Source organism: Streptomyces mabaensis, from assembly GCF_053763515.1.
This window is the reverse complement of record NZ_JBSOPZ010000001.1, coordinates 197,341-221,108: the sequence shown is the minus strand read 5'-3', so window position 1 is coordinate 221,108 and position 23,768 is coordinate 197,341. Positions and strand designations below refer to the sequence as shown.

Annotated in this window: 23 protein-coding genes; 20 read left to right on the top strand and 3 right to left on the bottom strand. The window is 70.6% G+C overall.

Annotated features, from left to right (window positions below; genetic code table 11):
* Nucleotides 1-78 precede the first annotated feature (78 nt).
* On the top strand, nt 79-666 hold the full coding sequence (locus tag ACWV17_RS01075; RefSeq protein ID WP_455358067.1) for a hypothetical protein: 588 nt from the start codon (nt 79-81) through the stop codon (nt 664-666).
* A gap of 4 nt (nt 667-670) precedes the next feature.
* Here ACWV17_RS01075 and ACWV17_RS01070 read toward each other — a convergent pair whose 3' ends face one another.
* Nucleotides 671-991 (bottom strand): ferredoxin, encoded by a 321-nt coding sequence (locus ACWV17_RS01070; protein ID WP_455355063.1) that lies wholly within the window; start codon nt 989-991, stop codon nt 671-673.
* A gap of 265 nt (nt 992-1,256) precedes the next feature.
* Here ACWV17_RS01070 and arc point away from each other — a divergent pair, with 265 nt between their 5' ends.
* The 5 genes from arc to prcA all read left to right on the top strand — a co-directional run bounded on the left by arc (nt 1,257) and on the right by prcA (nt 6,960).
* Nucleotides 1,257-3,023 carry a proteasome ATPase gene (gene arc / locus ACWV17_RS01065; RefSeq protein ID WP_455355064.1) on the top strand — a complete coding sequence of 589 codons (1,767 nt, stop codon included), beginning with the start codon at nt 1,257-1,259 and terminating at the stop codon, nt 3,021-3,023.
* Between the two features lie 235 nt (nt 3,024-3,258).
* A complete protein-coding gene (gene dop, locus ACWV17_RS01060; protein ID WP_455355065.1) occupies nt 3,259-4,770 on the top strand; it encodes a depupylase/deamidase Dop in 1,512 nt (503 codons plus the stop codon).
* A 150-nt stretch (nt 4,771-4,920) separates the two neighbouring features.
* Nucleotides 4,921-5,139, top strand: a complete 219-nt coding sequence (locus tag ACWV17_RS01055) for a ubiquitin-like protein Pup (protein ID WP_254370025.1) — start codon at nt 4,921-4,923, stop codon at nt 5,137-5,139.
* A gap of 172 nt (nt 5,140-5,311) precedes the next feature.
* A complete protein-coding gene (gene prcB, locus ACWV17_RS01050) occupies nt 5,312-6,157 on the top strand; it encodes a proteasome subunit beta (RefSeq protein WP_455355066.1) in 846 nt (281 codons plus the stop codon).
* A gap of 56 nt (nt 6,158-6,213) precedes the next feature.
* Complete coding sequence (prcA, locus tag ACWV17_RS01045) at nt 6,214-6,960, top strand: proteasome subunit alpha (protein WP_455355067.1); 747 nt, start codon at nt 6,214-6,216, stop codon at nt 6,958-6,960.
* Between the two features lie 90 nt (nt 6,961-7,050).
* On the opposite strand, the gene ACWV17_RS01040 is transcribed toward prcA, so the two are convergent.
* On the bottom strand, nt 7,051-8,055 hold the full coding sequence (locus ACWV17_RS01040; protein ID WP_455358066.1) for a LacI family DNA-binding transcriptional regulator: 1,005 nt from the start codon (nt 8,053-8,055) through the stop codon (nt 7,051-7,053).
* A gap of 102 nt (nt 8,056-8,157) precedes the next feature.
* Between ACWV17_RS01040 and ACWV17_RS01035 the strand changes: the two genes are divergently transcribed.
* The 12 genes from ACWV17_RS01035 to ACWV17_RS00980 all read left to right on the top strand — a co-directional run bounded on the left by ACWV17_RS01035 (nt 8,158) and on the right by ACWV17_RS00980 (nt 20,309).
* Nucleotides 8,158-9,417, top strand: coding sequence for an MFS transporter (locus ACWV17_RS01035; protein WP_455358065.1), 1,260 nt, complete (start codon nt 8,158-8,160; stop codon nt 9,415-9,417).
* A gap of 9 nt (nt 9,418-9,426) precedes the next feature.
* Complete coding sequence (gene pafA / locus ACWV17_RS01030; protein ID WP_389193609.1) at nt 9,427-10,788, top strand: Pup--protein ligase; 1,362 nt, start codon at nt 9,427-9,429, stop codon at nt 10,786-10,788.
* Nucleotides 10,789-10,908: 120 nt separating this feature from the next.
* Nucleotides 10,909-11,889 carry an FKBP-type peptidyl-prolyl cis-trans isomerase gene (locus tag ACWV17_RS01025; RefSeq protein WP_455355070.1) on the top strand — a complete coding sequence of 327 codons (981 nt, stop codon included), beginning with the start codon at nt 10,909-10,911 and terminating at the stop codon, nt 11,887-11,889.
* A 45-nt stretch (nt 11,890-11,934) separates the two neighbouring features.
* Nucleotides 11,935-12,306 carry an FKBP-type peptidyl-prolyl cis-trans isomerase gene (locus ACWV17_RS01020; protein ID WP_455355071.1) on the top strand — a complete coding sequence of 124 codons (372 nt, stop codon included), beginning with the start codon at nt 11,935-11,937 and terminating at the stop codon, nt 12,304-12,306.
* A gap of 181 nt (nt 12,307-12,487) precedes the next feature.
* A complete protein-coding gene (locus tag ACWV17_RS01015) occupies nt 12,488-13,444 on the top strand; it encodes a helix-turn-helix transcriptional regulator (RefSeq protein ID WP_455355072.1) in 957 nt (318 codons plus the stop codon).
* A 16-nt stretch (nt 13,445-13,460) separates the two neighbouring features.
* Nucleotides 13,461-14,417 carry a helix-turn-helix transcriptional regulator gene (locus ACWV17_RS01010; protein WP_455358064.1) on the top strand — a complete coding sequence of 319 codons (957 nt, stop codon included), beginning with the start codon at nt 13,461-13,463 and terminating at the stop codon, nt 14,415-14,417.
* A 12-nt stretch (nt 14,418-14,429) separates the two neighbouring features.
* Nucleotides 14,430-14,687 (top strand): hypothetical protein, encoded by a 258-nt coding sequence (locus tag ACWV17_RS01005; RefSeq protein WP_455355074.1) that lies wholly within the window; start codon nt 14,430-14,432, stop codon nt 14,685-14,687.
* 32 nt (nt 14,688-14,719) lie between these two features.
* Nucleotides 14,720-14,917, top strand: a complete 198-nt coding sequence (locus ACWV17_RS01000; protein WP_455355075.1) for a hypothetical protein — start codon at nt 14,720-14,722, stop codon at nt 14,915-14,917.
* 205 nt (nt 14,918-15,122) lie between these two features.
* Complete coding sequence (gene tatA / locus ACWV17_RS00995; RefSeq protein WP_254370013.1) at nt 15,123-15,416, top strand: Sec-independent protein translocase subunit TatA; 294 nt, start codon at nt 15,123-15,125, stop codon at nt 15,414-15,416.
* 66 nt (nt 15,417-15,482) lie between these two features.
* Nucleotides 15,483-16,466, top strand: a complete 984-nt coding sequence (gene tatC, locus ACWV17_RS00990; RefSeq protein ID WP_455358063.1) for a twin-arginine translocase subunit TatC — start codon at nt 15,483-15,485, stop codon at nt 16,464-16,466.
* 18 nt (nt 16,467-16,484) lie between these two features.
* Entirely contained in the window at nt 16,485-17,381 is an 897-nt protein-coding gene (locus ACWV17_RS00985; RefSeq protein ID WP_455358062.1) for a diacylglycerol kinase, read from the top strand.
* A gap of 93 nt (nt 17,382-17,474) precedes the next feature.
* Entirely contained in the window at nt 17,475-20,309 is a 2,835-nt protein-coding gene (locus ACWV17_RS00980; protein WP_455358141.1) for a DEAD/DEAH box helicase, read from the top strand.
* Nucleotides 20,310-20,353: 44 nt separating this feature from the next.
* Here the strand turns inward: ACWV17_RS00980 and ACWV17_RS00975 are convergent, their stop codons facing one another.
* On the bottom strand, nt 20,354-21,295 hold the full coding sequence (locus ACWV17_RS00975) for an RluA family pseudouridine synthase (RefSeq protein ID WP_455358061.1): 942 nt from the start codon (nt 21,293-21,295) through the stop codon (nt 20,354-20,356).
* 461 nt (nt 21,296-21,756) lie between these two features.
* Between ACWV17_RS00975 and ACWV17_RS00970 the strand changes: the two genes are divergently transcribed.
* Both ACWV17_RS00970 and ACWV17_RS00965 read left to right on the top strand, forming a co-directional pair.
* On the top strand, nt 21,757-23,025 hold the full coding sequence (locus ACWV17_RS00970; RefSeq protein ID WP_455358060.1) for an NAD(P)/FAD-dependent oxidoreductase: 1,269 nt from the start codon (nt 21,757-21,759) through the stop codon (nt 23,023-23,025).
* Nucleotides 23,022-23,762 carry a DUF1365 domain-containing protein gene (locus ACWV17_RS00965; RefSeq protein WP_455358059.1) on the top strand — a complete coding sequence of 247 codons (741 nt, stop codon included), beginning with the start codon at nt 23,022-23,024 and terminating at the stop codon, nt 23,760-23,762. Before ACWV17_RS00970 ends, ACWV17_RS00965 begins: the two co-directional genes overlap by 4 nt.
* The last annotated feature ends 6 nt before the right edge of the window (nt 23,763-23,768 follow it).

Below are 23,768 nucleotides of genomic sequence, written 5' to 3'. Positions count from 1 at the left end.
CGGTCGTTCCACCCCGGTGTGACGTGTGGCACGATGCTGGCCACCCCCGGCACCACCGCCCCACAGGAGACACTCCGCGTGCAGACCTCGGACGTCCCGGACCTGGCGCACACCCGCACCCGCCCGGCGCACTGGCTCGCCACCGCCACGGCGATGGCGGCGGTCGTCGCGGCCGCCGGCCTGCTCCAACCCGACGATGCCACCGCGTCCCAGGCCGCCGCGCAAACGGTGACCGCACCCGGACCGGCCCTGCCCGCGCCCGGTCCTGCCGGCGTTGACTTCCCGCTGGACTGCGGGGGCGCGAAGGAGCTGGTGACCCAGCAGGCGGCGGGCGACCTCGACGGCGACGGACGGCAGGAGAACGTTGTCGCGGTCCGCTGCGAGTCGGGCTCGGGCACCCCGCCGAGCGGGCTGTACGTACTGGCGCGGCAGGCCGCGCAGGGATCCGCCCCCAGGGTCGTGGCCACCCTGGTCGATCCGGCTGAGAAGCTGAGCGTCGACGCTCTCGCGGTCCGTGACGGAACGGTCACCGCGACGCTGCTCGGCTATTCCTCCGACGCAGTGCCGCGTTGCTGCCCGGACGAGCGGCGCCAGGCCAAGTGGCAGTGGACGGACGGCAAGTTCCTGCGGGCCGACGAGGCCCTGTCCGAAGCGGCGCGTGTGTGATCCGTCACTCGGCGTCAGGTCCGTAGACCTCGACCCGGTCCGAGACCCGCCGTACATGGATGCAGTCGCCCGGGCACTCCTTGGCGGAGTCCACGACGTCCTGGAGAAGCGGCAGCGGCACGGGTGTTGTGGCGCCCGGGTCCTGGAGCAGCTCGTCCCCGGTGCTTTTCACGTACGCCAGGCCGTCGATGTCGAGCTCGAAGACCTCGGGGGCGTACTGGGCGCAGATGCCGTCCCCGGTGCACAGATCCTGGTCGATCCAGACCTCGAGCAGCTCCCGGCCCTCGCCGACGCTGCCACTGGGCGCCTCGTGCTGCACGGTCATATCTCCTGCCGTTCCCTGCGCTGCGTGACCCAACCTGACGCAAGTCGCGCCAGCCCTGACGGGTGTTGAACGCTTCGACGATACAACCGGCCGCTTTCCGATGTTGAACGGTGGGTATTCCCCTGGCGTGAGGGAGTACGCAAGGGTGAAGATCGGACACGAGATCGGACACACCCCTACCGTCTTTGTGATCTAGGGGTTTCAATCGCCACCTGCCCAGGTAGGGTCAGGAAGCGTCCAGCTCCCCTTGGAGGAGGTGAGGACCGTGGCAGCCCACGACGACGACATCAACCGCGGCATCCGGCCGGGGCGGGGGTCTGAAGACCCTGCCGGCCAGGTTGCCTATCTCGAGCAGGAAATCGCCGTCCTGCGACGTAAGCTCGCCGACTCTCCGCGTCACACGAGGATTCTCGAAGAGCGGATCGTCGAGTTGCAGACGAACCTGGCCGGCGTGTCCGCACAGAACGAGCGACTCGCCAATACGCTCCGTGAGGCCCGGGACCAGATCGTGGCCCTCAAGGAAGAGGTCGACCGGCTCGCGCAGCCGCCGGCCGGCTTCGGTGTCTTCCTGCAGTCGAACGAGGACGGCACCGTCGACATCTTCACCGGGGGCCGCAAGCTCCGGGTGAATGTCAGCCCCAGCGTCGAGCCCGACGAGCTCAGGCGCGGCCAGGAGGTCATGCTCAACGAAGCGCTCAATGTGGTCGAGGCCATGGAGTTCGAGCGCGCCGGGGACATCGTCACCCTCAAGGAGATCCTCGAGGACGGCGAGCGCGCCCTGGTGGTCGGGCACACCGACGAGGAAAGGGTGGTGCGGCTCGCCGAGCCCCTGCTGGACGTCACCATCCGCGCCGGCGACGCCCTGCTGCTCGAGCCCCGCTCCGGGTACGTCTACGAGGTCGTACCGAAGAGCGAGGTCGAGGAACTCGTCCTCGAAGAGGTCCCGGACATCGACTACGACAAGATCGGCGGTCTGGGCAACCAGATCGAGATGATCCGCGACGCGGTCGAGCTCCCGTACCTCTACCCGGACCTCTTCAAGGAGCACGAACTGCGGCCGCCCAAGGGCGTGCTGCTGTACGGGCCGCCCGGCTGCGGCAAGACGCTGATCGCCAAGGCCGTGGCCAACTCCCTTGCCAAGAAGGTCGCCGAGGTGACCGGGCAGCCCGCGGGGAAGAGCTACTTCCTCAACATCAAGGGCCCCGAGCTCCTCAACAAGTACGTCGGTGAGACCGAGCGGCACATCCGCCTCGTCTTCCAGCGTGCCCGGGAGAAGGCGAGCGAGGGCACCCCCGTCATCGTCTTCTTCGACGAGATGGAGTCGCTCTTCCGCACCCGCGGATCCGGTGTCAGCTCGGACGTGGAGAACACCATCGTCCCGCAGCTGCTCGCCGAGATCGACGGAGTGGAGGGCCTTGAGAACGTCATCGTCATCGGCGCCTCGAACCGCGAGGACATGATCGACCCGGCGATCCTGCGGCCCGGCCGGCTCGACGTGAAGATCAAGATCGAGCGTCCGGACGCCGAGGCGGCGAGGGACATCTTCGCCAAGTACCTCAAGGCCTCGCTGCCCCTGCACGGCGACGACCTGTCCGAGCACAGCGGGGACTCCTCCGCCACGGTGCACGGCATGATCCAGTCCGTCGTGGAGCAGATGTACGCCGAGACCGAGGAGAACCGCTTCCTCGAGGTCACGTACGCCAACGGCGACAAGGAAGTCCTGTACTTCAAGGACTTCAACTCCGGCGCGATGATCCAGAACATCGTGGACCGGGCCAAGAAGATGGCCATCAAGGCCTTCCTCGACCACAACCAGAAGGGTCTGCGGGTCTCCCATCTCCTCCAGGCTTGCGTGGACGAGTTCAAGGAGAACGAGGACCTGCCCAACACGACAAACCCGGACGACTGGGCCAGGATCTCCGGAAAGAAGGGCGAGCGGATCGTGTTCATCCGCACGCTCGTCACCGGAAAGCAGGGCGCGGACACCGGACGCTCCATCGACACGGTGGCAAACACCGGTCAGTACCTGTAAAGGTCAGGGCGGCTGCGGGTGCCCTCCCCGGGCATCCGCAGCCAACTGCTTTTCAGGAGGCCGCAGGAGCTAGGGCAATGACTGAAATGATCTCCCCACCAGCGCAAAGGCGTTCTAGGCTCGTCGGTACCGCCGAGTCGCGCAGTGCGGGGACGGGCACCGCACGCGCACCGGAGCACCAGCGGTACTTGAGCGCCGCTCCCGGGTGGGAGCGCCGCCGGGCAAGGAGGGCCGCATGACCGTACGGCGAGTAATGGGAATCGAGACGGAGTACGGGATCTCCGTCCCCGGCCACCCGAACGCCAATGCCATGCTCACCTCGTCCCAGATCGTCAACGCCTACGCGGCGGCGATGCACCGGGCGCGCCGCGCCCGCTGGGACTTCGAGGAGGAGAACCCGCTGCGGGACGCCCGCGGCTTCGACCTCGCCCGCGAGGCCGCCGACTCCAGCCAGCTCACCGACGAGGACATCGGCCTGGCCAATGTCATCCTCACCAACGGTGCGCGGCTCTACGTGGACCACGCGCACCCCGAATACAGCTCGCCGGAGGTGACCAATCCGCGTGACGCCGTCCTGTGGGACAAGGCCGGCGAACGGATCATGGCCGAGGCCGCCGAGCGGGCCGCGCAGCTGCCGGGCGCCCAGCCGATCCACCTGTACAAGAACAACACGGACAACAAGGGCGCCTCGTACGGCACGCACGAGAACTACCTGATGAAGCGGGAGACCCCCTTCTCGGACATCGTGCGGCACCTGACGCCGTTCTTCGTGTCCCGGCAGGTCGTCACCGGTGCGGGCCGGGTCGGCATCGGCCAGGACGGCCACGAGCACGGCTTTCAGATCAGCCAGCGGGCCGACTACTTCGAGGTCGAGGTGGGCCTGGAGACCACCCTGAAGCGGCCCATCATCAACACGCGGGACGAGCCGCACTCGGACGCCGAGAAGTACCGCAGGCTGCACGTGATCATCGGGGACGCGAACCTCTCCGAGATCTCGACGTACCTGAAGCTGGGCACCACCGCCCTGGTCCTGTCCATGATCGAGGACGGCTTCATCGCCGTCGACCTCGCCGTCGACCAGCCGGTGCGCACCCTGCACCAGGTTTCGCACGACCCGACGCTGGCGCACCTGATCACGCTGCGCAGCGGCCGGACACTCACCGCAGTACAACTGCAGATGGAGTACTTCGAGCTGGCCCGCAAGTACGTCGAAGAGCGGTTCGGCGTGGACGCGGACGAGCAGACCAAGGACGTCCTGACCCGCTGGGAGGACGTGCTGGGACGCCTGGAGAGCGACCCGATGAGCCTGTCGGGCGAGCTGGACTGGGTCGCCAAGCGGGAGCTCCTGGAGGGCTACCGGCGGCGTGACGGCCTGGACTGGGACGCGGCCCGCCTGCACCTGGTCGACCTCCAGTACGCCGACGTACGGCCCGACAAGGGCCTGTACAACCGGCTGGCGGCCCGCGGCAAGATGAAGCGGCTGCTGGACGAGCCGGCGGTGGAGAGCGCCGAGACGAAGCCTCCGGAGGACACCCGGGCGTACTTCCGCGGCCGCTGCCTCGAGCAGTACGCGGACGACGTCGCGGCGGCCTCGTGGGACTCGGTCATCTTCGACCTGCCGGGCCGGGACTCGCTCCAGCGGGTACCCACGCTGGAACCGCTTCGCGGAACGCGTAACCACGTGAAGGAGCTGCTGGACCGGTGCCGCACGGCGGAGGACCTGGTCCGGGTGCTGTCCGGGGGCTGAAACGAGGCGCGGAAGGGAATCATGGAGATGGCTCCCGGACGTTGTACGGACTGTACGAATTTCGGGACCGATGTCAGACCCTGTGGGTAGGGTCTGATCTTGGAGATCGATCTCGAATCGAGCGGGCGACCCGAGCGGGGTGAGGTAGAGATGGCGACCAAGGACACCGGCGGCGGACAGCAGAAGGCACAGCGCTCCACCGAGGAGGTCGAGGAGCAGGCGGCAGAGGCACAGGCCGCGGAAGACCTCAAGGAGCGCCAGGAGAAGCTGTCGGACGACGTCGACTCGGTACTGGACGAGATCGACGACGTCCTCGAGGAGAACGCAGAGGACTTCGTGCGCTCCTTCGTGCAAAAGGGCGGCCAGTAACTCCCCCGACCCTGTTGAGGGGACCTCCGGTTGTCCGTCCCGGCCGCCGGTGAAAGCCGGTCGCACCGGGGCGGATGACCGGCACGGACACGGGTAAGGTCCGTGCACAGTTCGAAAGATCGATCGGCTCGGCCCCGAGGGGGCGGGCCGCCGCCTATCCGGAAGGAAACGCGTGGAAGCCAACCCTCGTAGCACCGGGCGTCTGCCGGCAGCCTTCCTGACGCCCGGCTCGTCCTCGTTCATGGACTTCCTGTCCGACCAGTCGCCCGAGATGCTTCCGGGCAAGCGGGTGCTGCCGCCCACCAAGGGCGTGATCGAGGCGCCGCACGGCACCACCATCGTCGCGGCGACGTTCCCCGGAGGGGTCGTGCTGGCCGGTGACCGCCGGGCCACCATGGGCAACATGATCGCGCAGCGCGACATCGAGAAGGTGTTCCCGGCCGACGAGTACTCCGCGGTGGGCATCGCGGGTACGGCCGGTCTCGCCGTCGAGATGGTCAAGCTCTTCCAGCTGGAGCTGGAGCACTTCGAGAAGGTGGAGGGCGCCACGCTCTCCCTGGAGGGCAAGGCCAACCGGCTCTCCACGATGATCCGCAGCAATCTCGGCATGGCGATGCAGGGCCTGGCCGTCGTCCCGCTCTTCGCGGGCTGGGACGTGGACCGGGAGAAGGGGCGGATCTTCTCCTACGACGTCACGGGCGGCCGGTCGGAGGAGCACGGTTTCGCGGCCACCGGTTCCGGCTCGATCTTCGCGCGCGGCTCGATGAAGAAGCTCTACCGCGAGGACCTGACGGAGCAGCAGGCCACCACTCTGGTCGTACAGGCGCTGTACGACGCCGCCGACGACGACTCGGCGACCGGCGGTCCGGACCTGGCCCGCCGTATCTACCCGATCGTCACCGTCATCACCGACGAGGGCTTCCGGAAGCTGACCGAGGCGGAATCCTCCGAACTCGCCCGCGCGATCACCGAGCGGCGCCTCGAACAGCCCGACGGTCCGCGCGCCGCGTTGCTCTGACGCGGCCCCGGATCCGCCAGATGCACTCGCCATTGACAGAAAGGGACGGATAGCCGGTGTCGACGCCGTTCTATGTCTCACCCCAGCAGGCCATGGCCGACCGGGCGGAGTACGCCCGCAAGGGCATCGCCCGCGGGCGGAGCCTTGTTGTGATGCAGTACGCCGACGGCATTGTGTTCGTCGGCGAGAACCCGTCCCGTGCGCTGCACAAGTTCAGCGAGATCTATGACCGCATCGGCTTCGCGGCCGCCGGCAAGTACAACGAGTACGAGAACCTCCGTATCGGCGGCGTCCGTTACGCGGACCTGCGGGGGTACACCTACGACCGTGACGATGTGACGGCCCGTGGGCTGGCCAACGTCTACGCGCAGACGCTGGGCACCATCTTCTCCAGCGCCGCGGAGAAGCCGTACGAGGTGGAGCTGGTCGTCGCCGAGGTGGGCAGCGAGCCCGAGGGCGACCAGATCTACCGGCTGCCGCACGACGGATCGATCGTCGACGAGCACGGCTCGGTCGCGGTCGGCGGCAACGCAGAACAGATCAGCACCTTCCTCGACCAGCGGCACCGCGACGGGATGACGCTGGCCGAGGCGCTCAGGCTGGCCGTCCAGGCCCTGTCCAACCAGACCAACGGCAGTGAGCGGGAGATCCCCGCGGAGCGGCTGGAGGTCGCGGTCCTGGACCGGACTCGTCCGCAGCAGCGGAAGTTCAAGCGCATCGTCGGGCGTCAGCTGACCCGCCTGCTGGAGACGGAAGGCGCGACGACCGAACCGACCGAGCTCCCCTCGGACACCGAGGAGTAGCCCCGCAGCACCCCTGCCGTGCCCCGGCCCGCCCCGTGCGAGCCGGGGCACGGCCCTGTCCGGGGCGGCCTGGTCCCGGCTCGTTGCCGCTCAGCGGGCCCGTGGGGGTGCCGTGGAGGCCCGGGGGATCAGGGTGACCGGCAGGTCGCCCGTCTGCGGGGGGCGGCCGTCGAGGACCGCGAGCAGCGCGTTCATGCCGCGCTCGCCGACCTGTTCCGCGGGCAGCCGGACCGTGGTCAGCTCCGGCTCCACTGCCGTGGCGAGGGCCAGGTCATCGAAGCCGGTCACCGAGAGGTCGTCCGGGATCCGCAGGCCGAGCCGCCGGGCCGCTTTGCACGCGCCCGCGGCCAGGATGTCGTCGTCGCAGATGATCGCCGTGGGCCGGGTGCCCGGTGCGGACAGGGCCGCCTCGGCCGCCGTCCGGCCGCCGTCCACGGTGAGCGGCGCGGGGGCGGTGCGTACGACCGTGCCGGGTACCCCGCCCAGCGCCCCGGCCAGGGCCCGGGCCCGTACTTCGAAGGTCCAGGAGTCCACGGCCGAGGCGAGGTGGAGGAAGCGCCGGTGGCCGAGGCCCAGCAGATGGTCCGTCACCTGCCGCATGCCGTCGGCCATGTCGAGGTTGACCAGCGCGGCGGCCTCGGTGCCCGCCGGATCGCTGTCGAGCATCACGAGCGGCAGATCGGCGCCCCGGATCGCGCCGAGCGCGCCGGCCGCCATCGAGGAGGCGATGACACCGTCCAGGGCGGCCCGCGCGGAGGCGAACGGGTCGCGGGCCGGGCCGATGCCCTCGGGCGAGGGGTAGAGCACCACCCCGAAGTCGTGTGCGGCGGCGACCCGGGCCGCGCCTGTGTAGACGCGGGCGAAGAACTCGTTGGTGAGCGCCGGCACGACCAGCAGCGCGGTCCTCGTCCGCCCGAGCCGGAGGTTGCGGGCGGCGAGATTGGGCCGGTAGCCGAGCTCCTGTGCAGCGTCCCGCACCAGACCGGCCGTACGCTCCGAGACCCGCCCCCGCCACTTGTCGCCGAGAACCAGCGAGACGGTCGCCTGGGACACCCCGGCGGCCTGTGCCACATCACGGCTGGTGGGCCTGGTCACGGTGCCTGCTTCCGAGTAGACCTGCGGACTCGGCACATGGTACGTATGCACCACGACGTTATACGTAAAACCTCCGGCTCGCCGGGGCGGAAGGGACCGTACATGGCCGCGGGATACGCGGAACTCCTCAGGACCCGGCACGCGGCGCGGCTGCTCGTCGGCACCCTCGTGGGCCGGCTGCCGAGCGCCACGGCCCATGTCGCGATCGTGCTCTTCACCCGGGCCGAGGGCGGCAGCTACACCCTCGCCGGGGCGCTGGCCGCGGTGTACGGCCTGGCGACGGCCGTCGGCCAGCCGCTGCTCGGCCGGGCCGTGGACCTCTACGGCCAGCCCCGTGTCCAGCTGCCCGCGGCGATCGTCTCGGGGCTGGGAATGGCGGTGCTGGCGCTCGCGGGCACCGATCCGCTCCCGGCGGCCTACGGGGCCGTCGCCGTCGCCGGGCTCTTCACACCGCCCCTGGAGGGCGGCCTGCGGGCCCTGTGGCCCGGGGTCCTGGGGCGCGAGGACCGGGTGCACGCCGCGTACGCCATGGACGCGGTCGCCCAGGAGATCATGTTCACCGTCGGCCCCCTGCTGGTCACGCTGCTCGTCTCGCTCTGGTCGCCGGGCGCCGCACTGCTGGTCATCAACGCCATCGGCGTACTCGGCGCACTTTCCGTGGTCGTCTCGGAACCCTCCCGCACCTGGCGTTCCGCGCCCCGTGAGGCCCACTGGCTGGGGGCCCTGCGCTCGCCGGGGCTGCTCGTCCTGCTGGGTGCGTTCTTCTTCGTGGGGGTGGCCCTGGGCTCGATCACCGTCGCCGGCGTCGCGTACGCCGACGACCACGGCAGCGAGTCGGTCTACGGCTGGCTGATGGCGGCTCTCGGCCTCGGCGCGCTGATCGGCGGCGTCGTGTACGGGGCCCGGCAGTGGGCAGGCGCCCCCGAGCGGCGGCTCACGGCGATCGTCGCGCTGCTCGCGCTGGGCTATCTGCCGCTGATGCTGACCCCCGGTGTGGCCGTGATGACCGTGCTCGCGGCCGTCGCCGGTGTGTTCCTCGCGCCGGCCATCGCGTGCGCCTTCATCGTGGTCGACCGGCACGCCCCGAGGGGCACGGTGACCGAGGCGTTCTCCTGGCTGGTGACCACGTTCGGTGTGGGCGCGGCGCTCGGTACGGCTGCCGCGGGCCCGGCCGTGGAACTCGGCGGGACCGTCGCGGGCTTCGCCGTGGCTGGCGCCGGGGGAGTGGCCGCCCTGCTGGTTCTGATGGCCACTCAGCAGGTCCTCGCAGCTCCCGGGCATCCCGCTGGTGAAAAGAACGCATCGGAAAATGATCGAAACGGTGCCGTCGAACCCGGTTTCAGAGCAGGGCATCAGGCGTAATGTTCAGTCATGGACCGCCGCATTTTCGGGCTGGAGAACGAGTACGGCGTCACGTGCACGTTCAGGGGACAGCGCCGACTGTCTCCTGACGAAGTGGCGCGCTACCTCTTCCGCCGTGTTGTGTCATGGGGCCGCAGCAGCAACGTCTTCCTGCGGAACGGCGCCCGCCTGTACCTCGACGTGGGATCGCATCCGGAATACGCAACTCCCGAATGCGACAACGTGACCGAACTGGTCACCCACGACAAGGCCGGCGAGCGCATCCTCGAAGGCCTGCTCGTCGACGCCGAACGCCGCCTGCACGAGGAGGGAATCGCGGGCGACGTCTATCTCTTCAAGAACAACACCGACTCGGCGGGAAACTCCTACGGCTGCCACGAGAACTACCTGGTCGCCCGGCACGGAGAGTTCTCCCGGCTCGCGGACATCCTCATCCCCTTCCTGGTCACCCGGCAGCTGCTGTGCGGCGCGGGCAAGGTACTGCAGACCCCCCGGGGCGCGGTCTACTGCGTCAGCCAGCGCGCCGAGCACATCTGGGAAGGGGTCAGCTCGGCCACCACCCGCTCCCGGCCGATCATCAACACCAGGGACGAGCCGCACGCGGACGCCGAGCGCTACCGCCGGCTGCACGTGATCGTCGGCGACTCCAACATGTCCGAGACCACCATGCTGCTCAAGGTCGGCGCCACCGACCTGGTGCTGCGCATGATCGAGGCGGGCACGGTGATGCGCGACCTGACCCTGGAGAACCCGATCCGGGCGATCCGCGAGGTCAGCCACGACATCACCGGGCAGCGCAAGGTGCGCCTGGCCAGCGGCCGTGAGGCGTCCGCGCTCGAGGTCCAGCGGGAGTACTACGAGAAGGCCGTCGACTTCGTCGACCGCCGGGGCATCCGTACGGGGACGGTCGAGCAGGTCCTCGAACTGTGGGGCCGCACGCTCGACGCCATCGAGGCGGAGGATCTGGACCGGATCGGCACCGAGATCGACTGGGTGATGAAGTACAAGCTCATCGAGCGGTACCGGGCCAAGCACAACATGACCATGTCGCATCCGCGGGTCGCCCAGATAGACCTCGCGTACCACGACATCCACCGCCGTCGCGGGCTCTACTACCTGTTGGAGCGAAAGGGCCAAGCCGCCCGGATCTGCAACGACTTGAAGATCTTCGAGGGCAAGTCGGTACCACCGCAGACCACTCGGGCGCGGCTGCGCGGTGACTTCATCCGGCGGGCCCAGGAGCAGCGCCGGGACTTCACCGTCGACTGGGTGCACCTCAAGCTCAACGACCAGGCGCAGCGCACCGTGCTGTGCAAGGACCCCTTCCGGTCGGTCGACGACCGGGTGGAGAAGCTCATCGCCGGCATGTGACGGCGGCGGCACCAGGGGGCGCGAGGCGCCGTACGTTTCACGTACGGCGCCTCGCGCACGTCGTAGAGTGGCGCGCACGCCACACGCAAGATCTACCCCCCAACCAGATAGAGGCTTTCCGTGCGCCGTCGCTCCCTCCTCCTCGCCCTGCCCGCCGGGCTGCTCACGCTCGCGGGCTGCGGCGACGACAAGTCCGACAAGGCCAAGACCGAATCCAGCCCCTCGCCCTCGGCGCCTCCCACGGGGAAGATCGTCGACGGTCCGCTGCCCGCCGTCACGGCCGGTACGAAGTTCGGTGAGAAGCCGACCATCGCGAAGGGGCCCGGAAAGCCGTCCACGGACCTCGCGGTCAAGACGCTGATCGAGGGCAGCGGCGCCACGGTCGCCAAGGGCGACAAGCTGCAGTTCAACTATCTCGGTCAGATCTGGGACACCGCGAAGGTCTTCGACAACTCCTACGACCGCGGGAAGGTGGCCCTGTACCCCATCGGTGTCGGCCAGCTCATCCCCGGCTGGGACCAGGCGCTGGTGGGCAAGAAGGTCGGCAGCCGGGTGGAGCTCGCCGTTCCGCCGGCGCTCGGGTACGGCAGCCAGGGCAACCCGCAGGGCGGGATCAAGGGCACCGACACGCTCGTCTTCGTGGTCGACGTCGTGGGCACCTTCAACGGCAAGAGCTCGGCCGACGGCAAGGAGGTCGCGCAGGACAACATCGACCTGCCCAAGGTCGGCACCAACAAGGACGGCCTGGCCCCCTCGATCGAGGTCCCGAAGAAGGCCGCGCCCAAGAAGCTCGTCTCCAGCTATGTCCTGGAGGGCGACGGCGCCGTGGTCAAGCCCACCGACACGCTGCTGCTGCAGTACAAGGGCGTCCTGTGGGACGGCGGCAAGGAGTTCGACTCGACGTACAAGCGCGGTGAGCTCGCCGAGTTCCCGCTCCAGCAGCTGATCAAGGGCTGGCAGCAGGGCCTGGCGGGCAAGAAGGTCGGCAGCCGCGTGATGCTCGTGGTGCCGCCGGAGCTGGGTTACGGCGACAAGGAGTCGCAGGGTATTCCGGCCAACTCCACGCTGGTCTTCTCGCTCGACATCCTGGCTGTTCTGTAAGACTGTCCGGGTTGCCCGTACGTAAGTGAACAAGGAGCAATTTCCGTGAGCATCGACAAGCCCGAGATCGACTTCCCGGGCGGAGAGCCGCCGGCCGACCTGGAGATCAAGGACATCTGGGAGGGTGACGGTCCGGAGGCCAAGGCCGGCGACACCGTCTCCGTCCACTACGTGGGTGTGGCCTTCTCCACCGGCGAGGAGTTCGACGCCAGCTGGAACCGCGGCACCCCGCTGAAGTTCCAGCTCGGTGTCGGCCAGGTCATCCCGGGCTGGGACCAGGGCGTCCAGGGCATGAAGGTCGGCGGCCGCCGCCAGCTGATCATCCCCGCCCACCTCGCGTACGGAGACCGTGGCGCGGGCGGCAAGATCGCGCCGGGCGAGACCCTGATCTTCGTCTGCGACCTGGTCGGCGTCTGATCCGCGTGCAGTAGCTGTCGCGCAGTAGCTGTGCGGTAGCCGAGCAGCAGCCGTGCCGTGGTACGGCGAGGCCCGTGCCCGGGGAAGCCCCCGGGCACGGGCCTCGGCTTTTGCCGCGACACCCCGGAGCGGTACGGTCAACAGGCGGACGAGGTACGAACAGAAGAGGTGTAGGGCGTCGATGGCCATTGCCAAGGCCGAGCGGCTGATGAACCTGGCGCTGTGCCTGCTCGGGACCCGGCGCCCGCTCAGCAAGCGCGAGTTGCGGGGGTCCATCGAGGCCTACCTGGAGGCCGGTTCCGACGACTCGTTCAACCGGATGTTCGAGCGGGACAAGGACGATCTCCGCGAACTCGGCCTGATCATCGAGACGGTGGAGAACCTCGACGGCGAGATCGGGTACCTGGCGCGCCGTGACAGCAACCGGCTGCCGCCGGTTGCCCTGGACGCCGAGGAGGCCGCGGCCCTCGGCCTCGCCGCCAAGGTGTGGCAGCAGGCCAGGCTGGCCGGCGCGGCCAGTGGCGCGCTGCAGAAGCTGCGCGCGGCCGGGATGCCGGAGGCCGCAGACCCCTACGAAGGGCAGCACAGCGCCATCGAGCCGCGGATTCCCGTCCACGAGTCCGCCTTCGAGCCGCTGATGCTGGCCTGCCGCGACCGCCGGCCGGTGGTCTTCGACTACCGCAAGGCCAACGCCGTTCGCCCGGAGTCACGGCACGTCGAGCCGTGGACACTGGAGTGCTGGCGCGGGCACTGGTACCTGGCCGGCTGGGACCGGGACCGGGGTGCCGAGCGGGTGTTCCGGCTCTCCCGGATCAGCGGCCGGGTCCGCTCCCGGGCCGGGGCGTTCACCGCGCCGGTGCCGGACGTGTCGACCGTACGCGAGACCGTCGAGAGCTGGGCGGGCGAGACCGCCACCCGCACCGCCGTCATCCGGCTGCGCTCGGGCGCCGGCTACCCGCTGCGCGCGCGGGCCACCGGCACCCGGGAACTCGGCGACGGGTGGGACGAGTTGGAGATTCCGTACGGCCACGGGCTGGACGCCTGGCTCGTGGAGTTCGGGCCGGACGTGGTCGTACTGGAGCCCGCGGATCTGCGGGCCGATGTCGTGGACCGGCTGCGCGCCGTGGCCAAGGGCTGAGGGGAGCGGGACAGACATGGCTGCGAACGCGATCGACCAGACCCGCCGGATGCTCTCCCTGGTGACGTACCTGCGCGAGCGCCCCGGCGCGCGCGTCGGCGACGTCGCCCGCGCCTTCGGTATCACCGAGGACGAGCTGATCTCCGACCTCGATGTGCTGCCGATGTGCGGGACGAGCTTCCGCGGCGGCGACCTCCTCGACATCGACACCGACGGCGAGCGCATCTGGTGGCACAACCCCGACGATGTCGCCGAGCCGCTGCGCCTCGCCGCCGACGAGGCCACGGCTCTGCTGGTGGCCGCCCGCGCGGTGGCCACCCTCCCCGGGCTGCGGGCGAGCGACCGCGACGCGCTGCTGCGCGCCACCGCAAAGCTGGAGGCCGCGGCGGGCGAGGTGGCGGGTGCCAGCTCCCGGCTCTCGGTGACCTTCGAGTCCGAGGGCGGGGTCTTCGCCGAGGTGGACCGGGCGATCTCCGAGCGGCGCCGGCTGTGGCTGCGCTACTACTCGCCCGCCCGGGACGAGCTGACCGAGCGCGAGGTCGACCCCATCCGGCTGTTCGCGGTCGGCCACACGTACATGGAGGCCTGGTGCCGGCTCTCCGAGGCGCGGCGCACCTTCCGGCTGGACCGGGTGGCGGAGATCCGGCTGCTGGACGAGCGCTCCGAGCCGCCGGCCATCGAGCCGCGCGACCTCTCGGAAGGCCTGGTGCAGCCCGCGGCGGAGGATCCCGAGGTCGTCGTCGAGGTGGGGCCGGGGGGCCGCTGGGTCGCCGAGTACTACCCGCACGACAGTGCCGGGGAACTGCCTGACGGGGGCCTGCGGATCGCGCTGCGCACCCCCGATCCGGCGTCGCTGCGGCGGCTGGCGCTGCGGCTCGGCCGGGACGGCCGGATCGTGTCCCCGCCGGATCTGGCGGCCAGCGCACAGCAGGCGGCGCGCGAGGCGCTCGCGGCGTACGACGGTCAGGAGTGAAGGGATGCGCGCATGATGTCTGGAATCCCGGGATTGTCCGCCCAGGTGGGTCCGGTTCTCTTCAAGGCCGCCTGCCCGGACTGCCGCGCGCGCTTCGAACTCTCCGCGGGGGCGATCAGGCTGGCCATCGGCGCCAGCCGCCGTACCACGTTCTACTCCTTCACCTGCCCCGAGTGCGGATCGGCGGTGCGCAAGCCGGCCGGCGAGCGGATCATCGAGCTGCTGACGGGTGGCGGCGTGCGGACGCTGCGCCTCCACTCCACCGTCTGACACCGCACCGGACGACCGTCTAGGCTCTGCGCATGCTCTGGCCGATGCTCGCAATCGCTCTCGGATTCCTCGGAATCGCCGTCCTCGGCACCCTGGCCGTCAGGGTCTTCATCGAGGTGCGGCGGCTCGGCCGGCAGGTCTCCGAGACGGCGGGGAAGATCAACCGCGCGGCGGAGGACCTGGAACGGGCGGCACACGACATGGCGCGCACCGGCGAAGCATTGCGGTAGCCGACGGGGTCTCCTGTGTCGGGGCGCCGGGCGGTAGGCTGAAGATCGCGGCCCTGCAAGCGAGGCGCAGGCCGTAAACGGGAATACACGCGGGGGTTGCCCCCTGTTTGTGCCCGCGGGTTACGATCGCTGCCAGCGCGACGGTAGGACACCTGTCCACCGACACGACAGCCCACCAGCCGCCCTCGGTGAGAAGGTACAGCTTATGTTCGGAAGGCTCGGCGCTCCCGAGATCATTCTTATCCTGGTCGTCATCATCCTGCTGTTCGGCGCGAAGAAGCTTCCGGACATGGCTCGTTCGCTGGGCAAGTCCGCGCGCATCCTCAAGAGCGAGGCCAAGGCGATGAAGTCCGAGGGCGGCCAGCAGCCGGCTCCCGCCGACCCGCCTGCCCCCGGCGCCTCCCAGGACCAGGCAGTGCCGCGCACGATCCAGGCCGCTCCCGGCGATGTGACCAGCTCGCGTCCGGTCACCGAGCCGACCGACTCGACCAAGCGCTGACACCTGGGCCGACGCAGGCGCCGAGACCGGTGACGGCCTGCCTGCCGCACGAGATGAGGACGTGGGTTGCTGAAGTCTGCCCGCAAGCAGGAGAAGGATCCCGAGGGGCGGATGCCGCTCGCGGAGCATCTGCGTGAGCTGCGCAACCGGCTCAGCAAGGGTCTGCTGGCCATTGTCGTCGTCACGGTCGTGGCCGCCTTCTTCTACAACGACATCATCAACGTCTTCACCAAGCCGGTCCTGGACTCGGTGGGCTGTCCCTCCTCGTTCGCGGAGCTCGCCAAGCAGCCGGAGGGCACCAGCTGCGCGCAGATCACCATCAACGGTCTGCTCACCCCCTTCACCCTGGCGCTGAAGGTCTCACTCATGGCGGGTGTCGTCCTCGCCTCGCCGATCTGGCTCTACCAGCTGTGGGCCTTCCTCGCCCCCGGCCTGCACAGCAGCGAGAAGAAGTACGCGCTGGCCTTCGTGGCCGCGGGTTTCCCCCTCTTCCTCCTCGGCGGTTACTTCGCGTACGCGGTGCTTCCGACCACCGCGAAGGTCCTGATCGAGTTCACGCCCTTCGGCGTCGACAACCTCCTGCCGCTCGACGACCTGCTCGACCTCGTCACGCGCATGGTCGTCGTCTTCGGTCTCTCCTTCGAGATGCCCCTGCTCCTGGTGCTGCTCAACTTCGGCGGCGTGATCACCGGCAAGCGGATGCTCGGCTGGTGGCGCGCCATGATCATGGGCATCACCCTCTTCGCGGCGCTCGCCACGCCCAGCACCGACCCGCTGACCATGCTCGCCCTGGCCGTGCCGATCTGGGTGCTCTACTTCGCCGCCACGGGCATCTCGCTGATCAACGACCGGCGCCGGGCCCGCCGCGAGGCCGCCGGCCCCGCCGACGACGAGGCCTCCGCGATCGACCTCACGCCCGAGGCGATCGGCGCGATCGAGCCCGTGGCCGCCACCGGAGCGATCGAGCCGGTCGCCGCCACCCCGGCTCTGCCGGAGCAGGCCGACGTCGCCCGCGCGCAGCGGCTGAACGGTTACGACGACGTCACCTGACCTTGTAGGGTCCGCCGGGTGACCAGCGAGATCACCCTGTTCGTCAATCCCACCGCGGGACGCGGCCGGGGCGCGCACGCCGCGCAGCCGGCCGCTCGTGCGCTGCGGGACGCCGGATTCTCCGTACGTACCCTCGTCGGCACCGACGCCGCCGACGCCCTGGACCGGGCGCGCGGCGCGGTCGACGGCGGAACCGGGGCCCTGATAGCCGTCGGCGGCGACGGGATGGTCTCCCTCGCCCTGCAGGCCGTCGCCGGCACCCGGACCCCGCTCGGCGTGATCGCCGTCGGCACCGGGAACGACTTCGCGCGGGCGCTCGGCCTGCCCGTACGGGATCCCGCCGCCGCCGGGCGGGCGGCCGCCGAGGCCCTCAAGGGCGATGCCATCCGGGACATGGACCTGGGGCGTATCGCGGAGCGCTGGTTCGGCACCGTACTGGCCTCCGGATTCGACTCGCGGGTCAACGACCGGGGAAACCGGATGCGGTGGCCGGCCGGAAGGTTCAAGTACGACCTGGCGATGCTCGCCGAACTGGCCGCGTTCCGGCCGGTTCCCTACCGGATCAGGCTGGACGACGGGCCCGCCCGGGAGGTCGAGGCGACCCTGATCGCGGTGGGCAACGGACCGTCGTACGGCGGCGGAATGCGGATCTGCGCCGATGCCCGGACCGACGACGGCCTCTTCGACGTCACCGTGGTCGGAGACTGCACCCGCAGGACACTGCTCAGGGTCTTCCCGCAGGTCTACCGGGGCACCCACCTCAGCCACCCGAAGGTCACCGTCCACCGGGTCTCGCGGATCACGCTGGAGGCCGCCGGGGTCACCGGCTACGCGGACGGCGAACCGCTCGGGCCGCTTCCGCTCACGGCCGTGTGCGTGCCGGGCGCGGTCCGGGTCCTCGCCCCGGCCGGGTAACCGGCCGGATCCGCGACCGGATCACAGGTCCGCTCCCCGGTCATATAAAGATCGCGCCTGCTGTCAGAGGGGGCGGGTAGGCTCATGAACAAGATGACCGAGGACCTCTCACCTGCCGAGCGCTACGCCGCCGCCCGGATCCGCGCCGCCGAGGAGGCCACTGCCCTGGCCCCCTTCCGCGAGCTGTACGCATTCGATCTCGACCCGTTCCAGATCGAGGCCTGCCGGGCGCTGGAGGCGGGCAAGGGCGTGCTCGTCGCCGCCCCGACCGGCTCGGGCAAGACCATCGTCGGCGAGTTCGCCGTCCACCTCGCCCTGGCCCAGGGCCGCAAGTGCTTCTACACCACGCCCATCAAGGCCCTGTCCAACCAGAAGTACACCGATCTCGTCAGGCGCTACGGCGCGGAGAAGGTCGGCCTGCTCACCGGCGACAACAGCGTCAACTCCGAGGCGCCGGTGGTCGTGATGACCACCGAGGTGCTCCGCAACATGCTGTACGCGGGCTCCCAGTCGCTGCTCGGCCTCGGATACGTCGTGATGGACGAGGTCCATTACCTGTCCGACCGCTTCCGCGGGGCGGTGTGGGAAGAGGTGATCATCCACCTTCCCGAATCGGTGACGCTGGTGTCGCTGTCCGCGACCGTGTCCAACGCCGAGGAGTTCGGTGACTGGCTCGACACCGTGCGGGGCGACACCGAGGTGATCGTCTCCGAGGACCGGCCCGTTCCGCTCTGGCAGCACGTGCTGGCGGGCCGCCGGATGTACGACCTCTTCGAGGAGGAGACCGACCACGGCGGCCGCGGTGTCGCGCGCCGCGAGGTCAACCCCGACCTCGTCCGCATGGCCCGGATGGAGAACCAGCGGACGTACAACCCGCGCGACCGGCGCCGCGGCAAGATGGTGCGCGAGGCGGACCGGGAGCGCGAGCGCAGACAGCGCGGCCGCATCTGGACCCCGGGCCGGCCCGAGGTCATCGAGCGGCTGGACGCGGCGGACCTGCTGCCCGCGATCACCTTCATCTTCAGCCGGGCCGGCTGCGAGGCCGCGGTACAGCAGTGCCTGTACGCCGGACTCCGGCTCAACGACGACGAGCGGCGCCGGCGGGTGCGCGAGATCGTCGAGGAGCGGACGGCCTCCATCCCCGGTGAGGACCTGAACGTCCTGGGGTACTACGAGTGGCTGGAAGGGCTGGAGCGGGGCATCGCCGCGCACCACGCCGGCATGCTGCCGACGTTCAAGGAGGTCGTCGAGGAGCTGTTCGTCCGCGGCCTGGTCAAGGCCGTCTTCGCGACCGAGACCCTCGCCCTCGGCATCAACATGCCCGCGCGGTCCGTGGTGCTGGAGAAGCTGGTCAAGTGGAACGGCGAGCAGCACGCCGACATCACCCCCGGCGAGTACACCCAGCTCACCGGACGGGCCGGCCGGCGCGGCATCGACATCGAGGGCCACGCGGTGGTGCTCTGGCAGCGCGGCATGGACCCGGGCGCGCTCGCCGGCCTCGCCGGCACGCGTACGTATCCGCTGCGGTCCAGCTTCAAGCCGTCGTACAACATGGCCGTGAACCTGGTGCAGCAGTTCGGCCGGCACCGCTCGCGCGAGCTGCTGGAGACGTCGTTCGCGCAGTTCCAGGCCGACAAGTCGGTCGTCGGGATCTCCCGCCAGGTCCAGCGGAACGAAGAGGGCCTCGAGGGCTACCGCGAGGGCATGACCTGCCACTTGGGGAACTTCGAGGAGTACGCGCGGCTGCGCCGCGAGCTGAAGGACCGCGAGACCGAACTGGCCAAGCAGGGCGTGGCGCAGCGGCGGGCCGCCGCCGCCACGTCCCTGGAGAGGCTCAAGCCCGGTGACGTGATCCATGTGCCGGCCGGCAAGTTCGCCGGGCTGGCGCTGGTGCTGGATCCGGGGCTGGCTGCCGGGCGCACGGACGGCCACCGTGGCTTCGAACACTACGACGGGCCACGCCCGTTGGTGCTCACCGCCGAGCGGCAGGTCAAGCGGCTCGCGTCGATGGACTTCCCGGTGCCCGTGGAGCCGCTGGAGCGGATGCGGATTCCCAAGTCCTTCAACGCGCGCAGCCCGCAGTCCCGCCGTGACCTGGCCTCGGCGCTGCGGAGCAAGGCCGGCCACATCGAGCCGGAGCGGCACCGCAAGCAGCGCGCGGCCGCCGCGGACGACCGTCAGATCGCCCGGCTGCGTACGGAGATCCGCGCGCACCCGTGCCACGGGTGCGACGAGCGCGAGGACCACGCCCGCTGGGCCGAGCGGTACCACCGGCTGGAGCGCGACACCAAGCAGCTGGAGCGCCGGATCGAGGGCCGGACCAACACCATCGCCCGGACCTTCGACCGGATCCACGCGCTGCTGACCGAACTGGACTACCTCCGGGGCGACGAGGTCACCGAGCACGGCAAGCGGCTGGCCCGGCTGTACGGCGAACTGGACCTGCTGGCCAGTGAATGCCTGCGGGCGGGGGTCTGGGAGGGCCTGAACCCGGCCGAACTGGCCGCCTGCGTCTCGGCGTTGGTCTACGAGGCGCGGCAGTCCGACGACGCGGTCGTGCCCAAGACGCCGGCCGGGAAGGCGCAGGTGGCACTCGGCGAGATGGTCCGCATCTGGGGCCGTCTCGACGCGCTGGAGGAGGACCACCGGATCAACCAGGCGGAGGGCGTCGGCCAGCGCGAGCCGGACCTCGGCTTCGCGTGGGCGGCGTACCAGTGGGCCTCCGACAAGGGCCTCGACGAGGTGCTGCGCGAGGCGGAGATGCCGGCCGGCGACTTCGTGCGCTGGTGCAAGCAGGTCATCGACGTACTGGGCCAGATCGCGGCGGCGGCTCCCGGCTCCGGCGACGGCAGCACGGTCGCGAGGAACGCCCGCCGGGCGGTGGACGCGCTGCTGCGCGGCGTGGTGGCGTACAGCTCGGTCGGCTGACCGCGGGCCGCGGCGGGGGACGGCGGGCCGCGGCGGGGGGACGGTCAGTGGCCGGCTGACCATTCCTTGTACGCGGTCCATGCCCGCAGGGTCCGGCCGCTCTCGAAGCGGTGCGCGCGGCCGGTGACCGGGTCGGTGAACTCCAGCACGCGGGAGAGCAGTTGCAGCGGACGGCGGAAGTCGTCCGGGGCGGGGTCGGTGACCACCGGGTAGACCGGGTCGCCGAGGAGCGGAATGCCGAGCGCGTTCATGTGCACCCGCAGCTGGTGCGTACGGCCGGTGGCGGGCGTGAGCCGGTACCGGGCCAGGCCGCCGCGCTGCTCGACCTGCTCGATCCGGCTCTCGCTGTTCGGCTCGCCGGGGATCTCGCGTGCGGCGATGACCCCGCGCACCTTCTCGATCCGGCTGCGCACCGTCCGGGGGAGGGAGAGCCGCGGATCGCAGGGCGCGACCGCCTCGTACTCCTTGCGCACCCGCCGGTGCTGGAAGAGATTCTGGTACGCGCCACGGTCCTGCGGCCGCACGGTGAACATCACCAGCCCGGCGGTGAGCCGGTCCAGCCGGTGCGCGGGGCTGAGCGCGGGCAGCGCCAGATCGCGGCGCAGCCGCACCAGGGCGGTCTCGGCCACGTGACTGCCCCGCGGGGTGGTGGCCAGGAAGTGCGGCTTGTCGGCGACGACCAGGTGCTCGTCGCGGTACACGACGTCGATGCCGAACGGCACCGGGACCTCGTCGGGGAGGTCGCGGTGGAACCACACATAGGTCCCGGGTGCGTAGGGGGCCCCGGGCGAGAGGGGCCCGTCGACCCCGAGGACGGCGCCCTCGCGCAGCATGGCGTCGATCACCGCGGCCCCCTTCGGAAGCCGCTCGACCAGATGGTCGCGCACGGTCGCCCACGGCCCGGCGGGCGGAAGCCTCAACCGGACCGGATCGATTCCGTCCCGCTGGGGAAGGGGCGGCGGGGGCACCTGCGGTCTGCGTCTCATCACCGCCCAGCCTAAGAGGTCAACGGCGGCGCCTGGATCGCGCGGCGGGCAGGCGGCCGTGAGAGGGCGGCCCCGGCTGCCCCGGGCTATAGGCCGGGGCGGCGAGGCACCGGTCCCCGAGAGCACCCGGGCAGGCGGGGGCCGCCCCGGCGGCCGGGGGACCGCGATCAGCACGTCGCAGCGCCCGAAGAAGCCGTCCGTCTGCCCAGCCGCGGGAGGCGGAACCGGCTCATTCGTGGCGGCTGTCGCCCCGGCCGGTGACGAGGACCCGTCCTGGTACCGCCCGGTCCTCGGTCACGTCTGCCATTCGGCGCCCGGAGGCCGGCGGATTGGTCGTTCACCCGCAGGAATGAGAAGTCGTACCGGCTGAAGAATGATCGTCCCGCCGACCAATCCACGCCCGGCCCGGCCCCGAATAGTCCAGCGAGGGGCTGAGCCCGGAGCGGACCGGAGGGAGCGGTATGAGTGGGGAACGCCGGCGGACAGCGGTGGTGGGCGGCGGAGTCGCCGGACTGACGGCCGCCTACGTACTGCAGCGCGCGCACGACGTGTCGCTCTACGAGGCGGACGACCGCCTCGGCGGCCACGCGCACACGCACGACGTGCCCTCCTCGGACGGACGCGTGCACCGCGTCGACTCCGGGTTCATCGTCCACAACGCGCGCACCTACCCGAACCTGCTCCGCCTCTTCGACGAACTCGGCGTGGCCACCCAGGAGTCGGAGATGAGCATGTCCGTGCGCTGCGAGGGCTGCGGACTCGAGTACGCGGGCGCCCGCGGGCCGGCCGGTCTGCTGGCCCGGCCCCGCTACGCCTTCCGTGCCGGCTATCTGCGGATGCTGACCGAGGTCCCGGCCTTCCACCGGGCGGCCCGCCGGCTGCTGGCCCGCGACGGCGACGAGACGCTCACGCTGGGCGAGTTCCTGGTCCGGGGGCGCTACTCCCGGTACTTCGTCGCGCACTTCATGACCCCGGTCGTCTCCGCCGTCTGGTCGTGCGACGGGGCGACCGCGATGCGCTATCCCGCCCAGCACCTGTTCCGGTTCCTGGAGCACCACGGGATGCTCTCCATCGGCGGCTCACCGGTCTGGCGCACGGTCACCGGCGGCTCCCGCTCGTACGTCGAGCGGATCGGCAAGCAGCTCACCGCCGTGCACACTGCCACCCCCGTGCGGTCCGTCCGCCGCCTCGCCGACGGTGCCGAGATCACCGCCGAGGACGGCACCAGCAGGCAGTACGACTCGGTGGTCCTCGCCGTCCACCCGGACCAGGCACTGCGGCTGCTGGCCGACCCGACGGAGGCGGAGCGCCGGGCGCTCGGCGCGTTCACGTACTCCCGCAACCCCACGCTGCTGCACACGGACACGCGCGTGCTGCCGCGCAGCCCGGGCGCCCGCGCCTCCTGGAACTACCTGATGCCGACCTGCCGGGCCACGGCGGACGGGGTGCGGGTCAGCTACGACATGAACCGGCTGCAGCGGCTCGACGCCCCGGAGGCGTACGTCGTGACGCTGAACGGCGCCGACCTGGTCGACCCGGACCGGGTGATTGCCCGCATGGTGTACGAACACCCCGTCTTCACCCCGGAGTCCGTGGCCGCGCAGCGTGACCTGCCAGCCCTGAGCGGCCCGGTCACGGCGTTCGCCGGGGCCTATCACGGCTGGGGTTTCCACGAGGACGGCTGCCGTTCGGGGGTCGAGGCTGCCGCTGCCCTGGGGGTGGCGTGGTGACCGGGACACCGGCGGCACCGGCGCTCTACACGTGCACGGTGGGCCACACCCGGACCGCCCCGGTGCGGCACGCCTTCCGGCACCGTACGTACCTGTGGCTGATCGACCCCGACCGGCCGCCGCAACTGCCCCGCCCGCTGCGGCTGTTGGCCCGCTTCGATGCCCGCGACCACTTCGGCGGAACGGAACCGACCATCCGGGCCGGGCTGGAGAAGTTCCTCGCGGGCCACGGCCTGGACCTGACCGGTGGTTCGGTACGGATGCTGGCCCACGCCCGGGTACTCGGCCATGTCTTCAACCCGCTCAGCCTGTTCTGGTGCCACGGCCGCGACGGGTCGCCGCTGTGCGTCGTCGCCGAGGTGCACAACACCTACGGCGAGCGGCACTGCTATCTGCTGCGGCCCGACGAGAACCACCGGGCCTCGGTGGACAAGGAGTTCTACGTCTCGCCGTTCTTCCCGGTCGACGGCGGCTACCGGATGCGGCTGCCCGAACCGGACGAGCGCCTGGACCTGACCGTCCAGCTGGAACGGGCCGGTGCCCGCCCCTTCACCGCGACCGTACGCGGCGAACGGCGCCCGGCGGGCCCCCTCGCCCTGCTGCGCGCCGCCGTACGCCATCCGCTGTCCACCGCGGCCGTCTCCGCGGGCATCCGCCTCCACGGCATCCGGCTCTACCTGCGCAGGCTGCCCGTACAACCCCGTCCCCGTCACCGGCCCCAGGAGGGCATGAAGTGAGCGTGT

Excerpts from the sequence above, each read along its gene's own strand:
- ACWV17_RS01010 (WP_455358064.1), top strand. The coding sequence starts at position 13,461 with ATGGCTGCGAACGCGATCGACCAGACCCGCCGGATGCTCTCCCTGGTG.
- ACWV17_RS01015 (WP_455355072.1), top strand. The coding sequence starts at position 12,488 with ATGGCCATTGCCAAGGCCGAGCGGCTGATGAACCTGGCGCTGTGCCTG.
- dop (WP_455355065.1), top strand. The coding sequence starts at position 3,259 with ATGACCGTACGGCGAGTAATGGGAATCGAGACGGAGTACGGGATCTCC.
- ACWV17_RS01070 (WP_455355063.1), bottom strand. The coding sequence starts at position 991 with ATGACCGTGCAGCACGAGGCGCCCAGTGGCAGCGTCGGCGAGGGCCGG.
- ACWV17_RS00980 (WP_455358141.1), top strand. The coding sequence starts at position 17,475 with ATGACCGAGGACCTCTCACCTGCCGAGCGCTACGCCGCCGCCCGGATC.
- pafA (WP_389193609.1), top strand. The coding sequence starts at position 9,427 with ATGGACCGCCGCATTTTCGGGCTGGAGAACGAGTACGGCGTCACGTGC.
- ACWV17_RS00975 (WP_455358061.1), bottom strand. The coding sequence starts at position 21,295 with ATGAGACGCAGACCGCAGGTGCCCCCGCCGCCCCTTCCCCAGCGGGAC.
- ACWV17_RS01005 (WP_455355074.1), top strand. The coding sequence starts at position 14,430 with ATGATGTCTGGAATCCCGGGATTGTCCGCCCAGGTGGGTCCGGTTCTC.
- ACWV17_RS01035 (WP_455358065.1), top strand. The coding sequence starts at position 8,158 with ATGGCCGCGGGATACGCGGAACTCCTCAGGACCCGGCACGCGGCGCGG.
- ACWV17_RS01055 (WP_254370025.1), top strand. The coding sequence starts at position 4,921 with ATGGCGACCAAGGACACCGGCGGCGGACAGCAGAAGGCACAGCGCTCC.
- ACWV17_RS01000 (WP_455355075.1), top strand. The coding sequence starts at position 14,720 with ATGCTCTGGCCGATGCTCGCAATCGCTCTCGGATTCCTCGGAATCGCC.
- tatA (WP_254370013.1), top strand. The coding sequence starts at position 15,123 with ATGTTCGGAAGGCTCGGCGCTCCCGAGATCATTCTTATCCTGGTCGTC.
- ACWV17_RS00970 (WP_455358060.1), top strand. The coding sequence starts at position 21,757 with ATGAGTGGGGAACGCCGGCGGACAGCGGTGGTGGGCGGCGGAGTCGCC.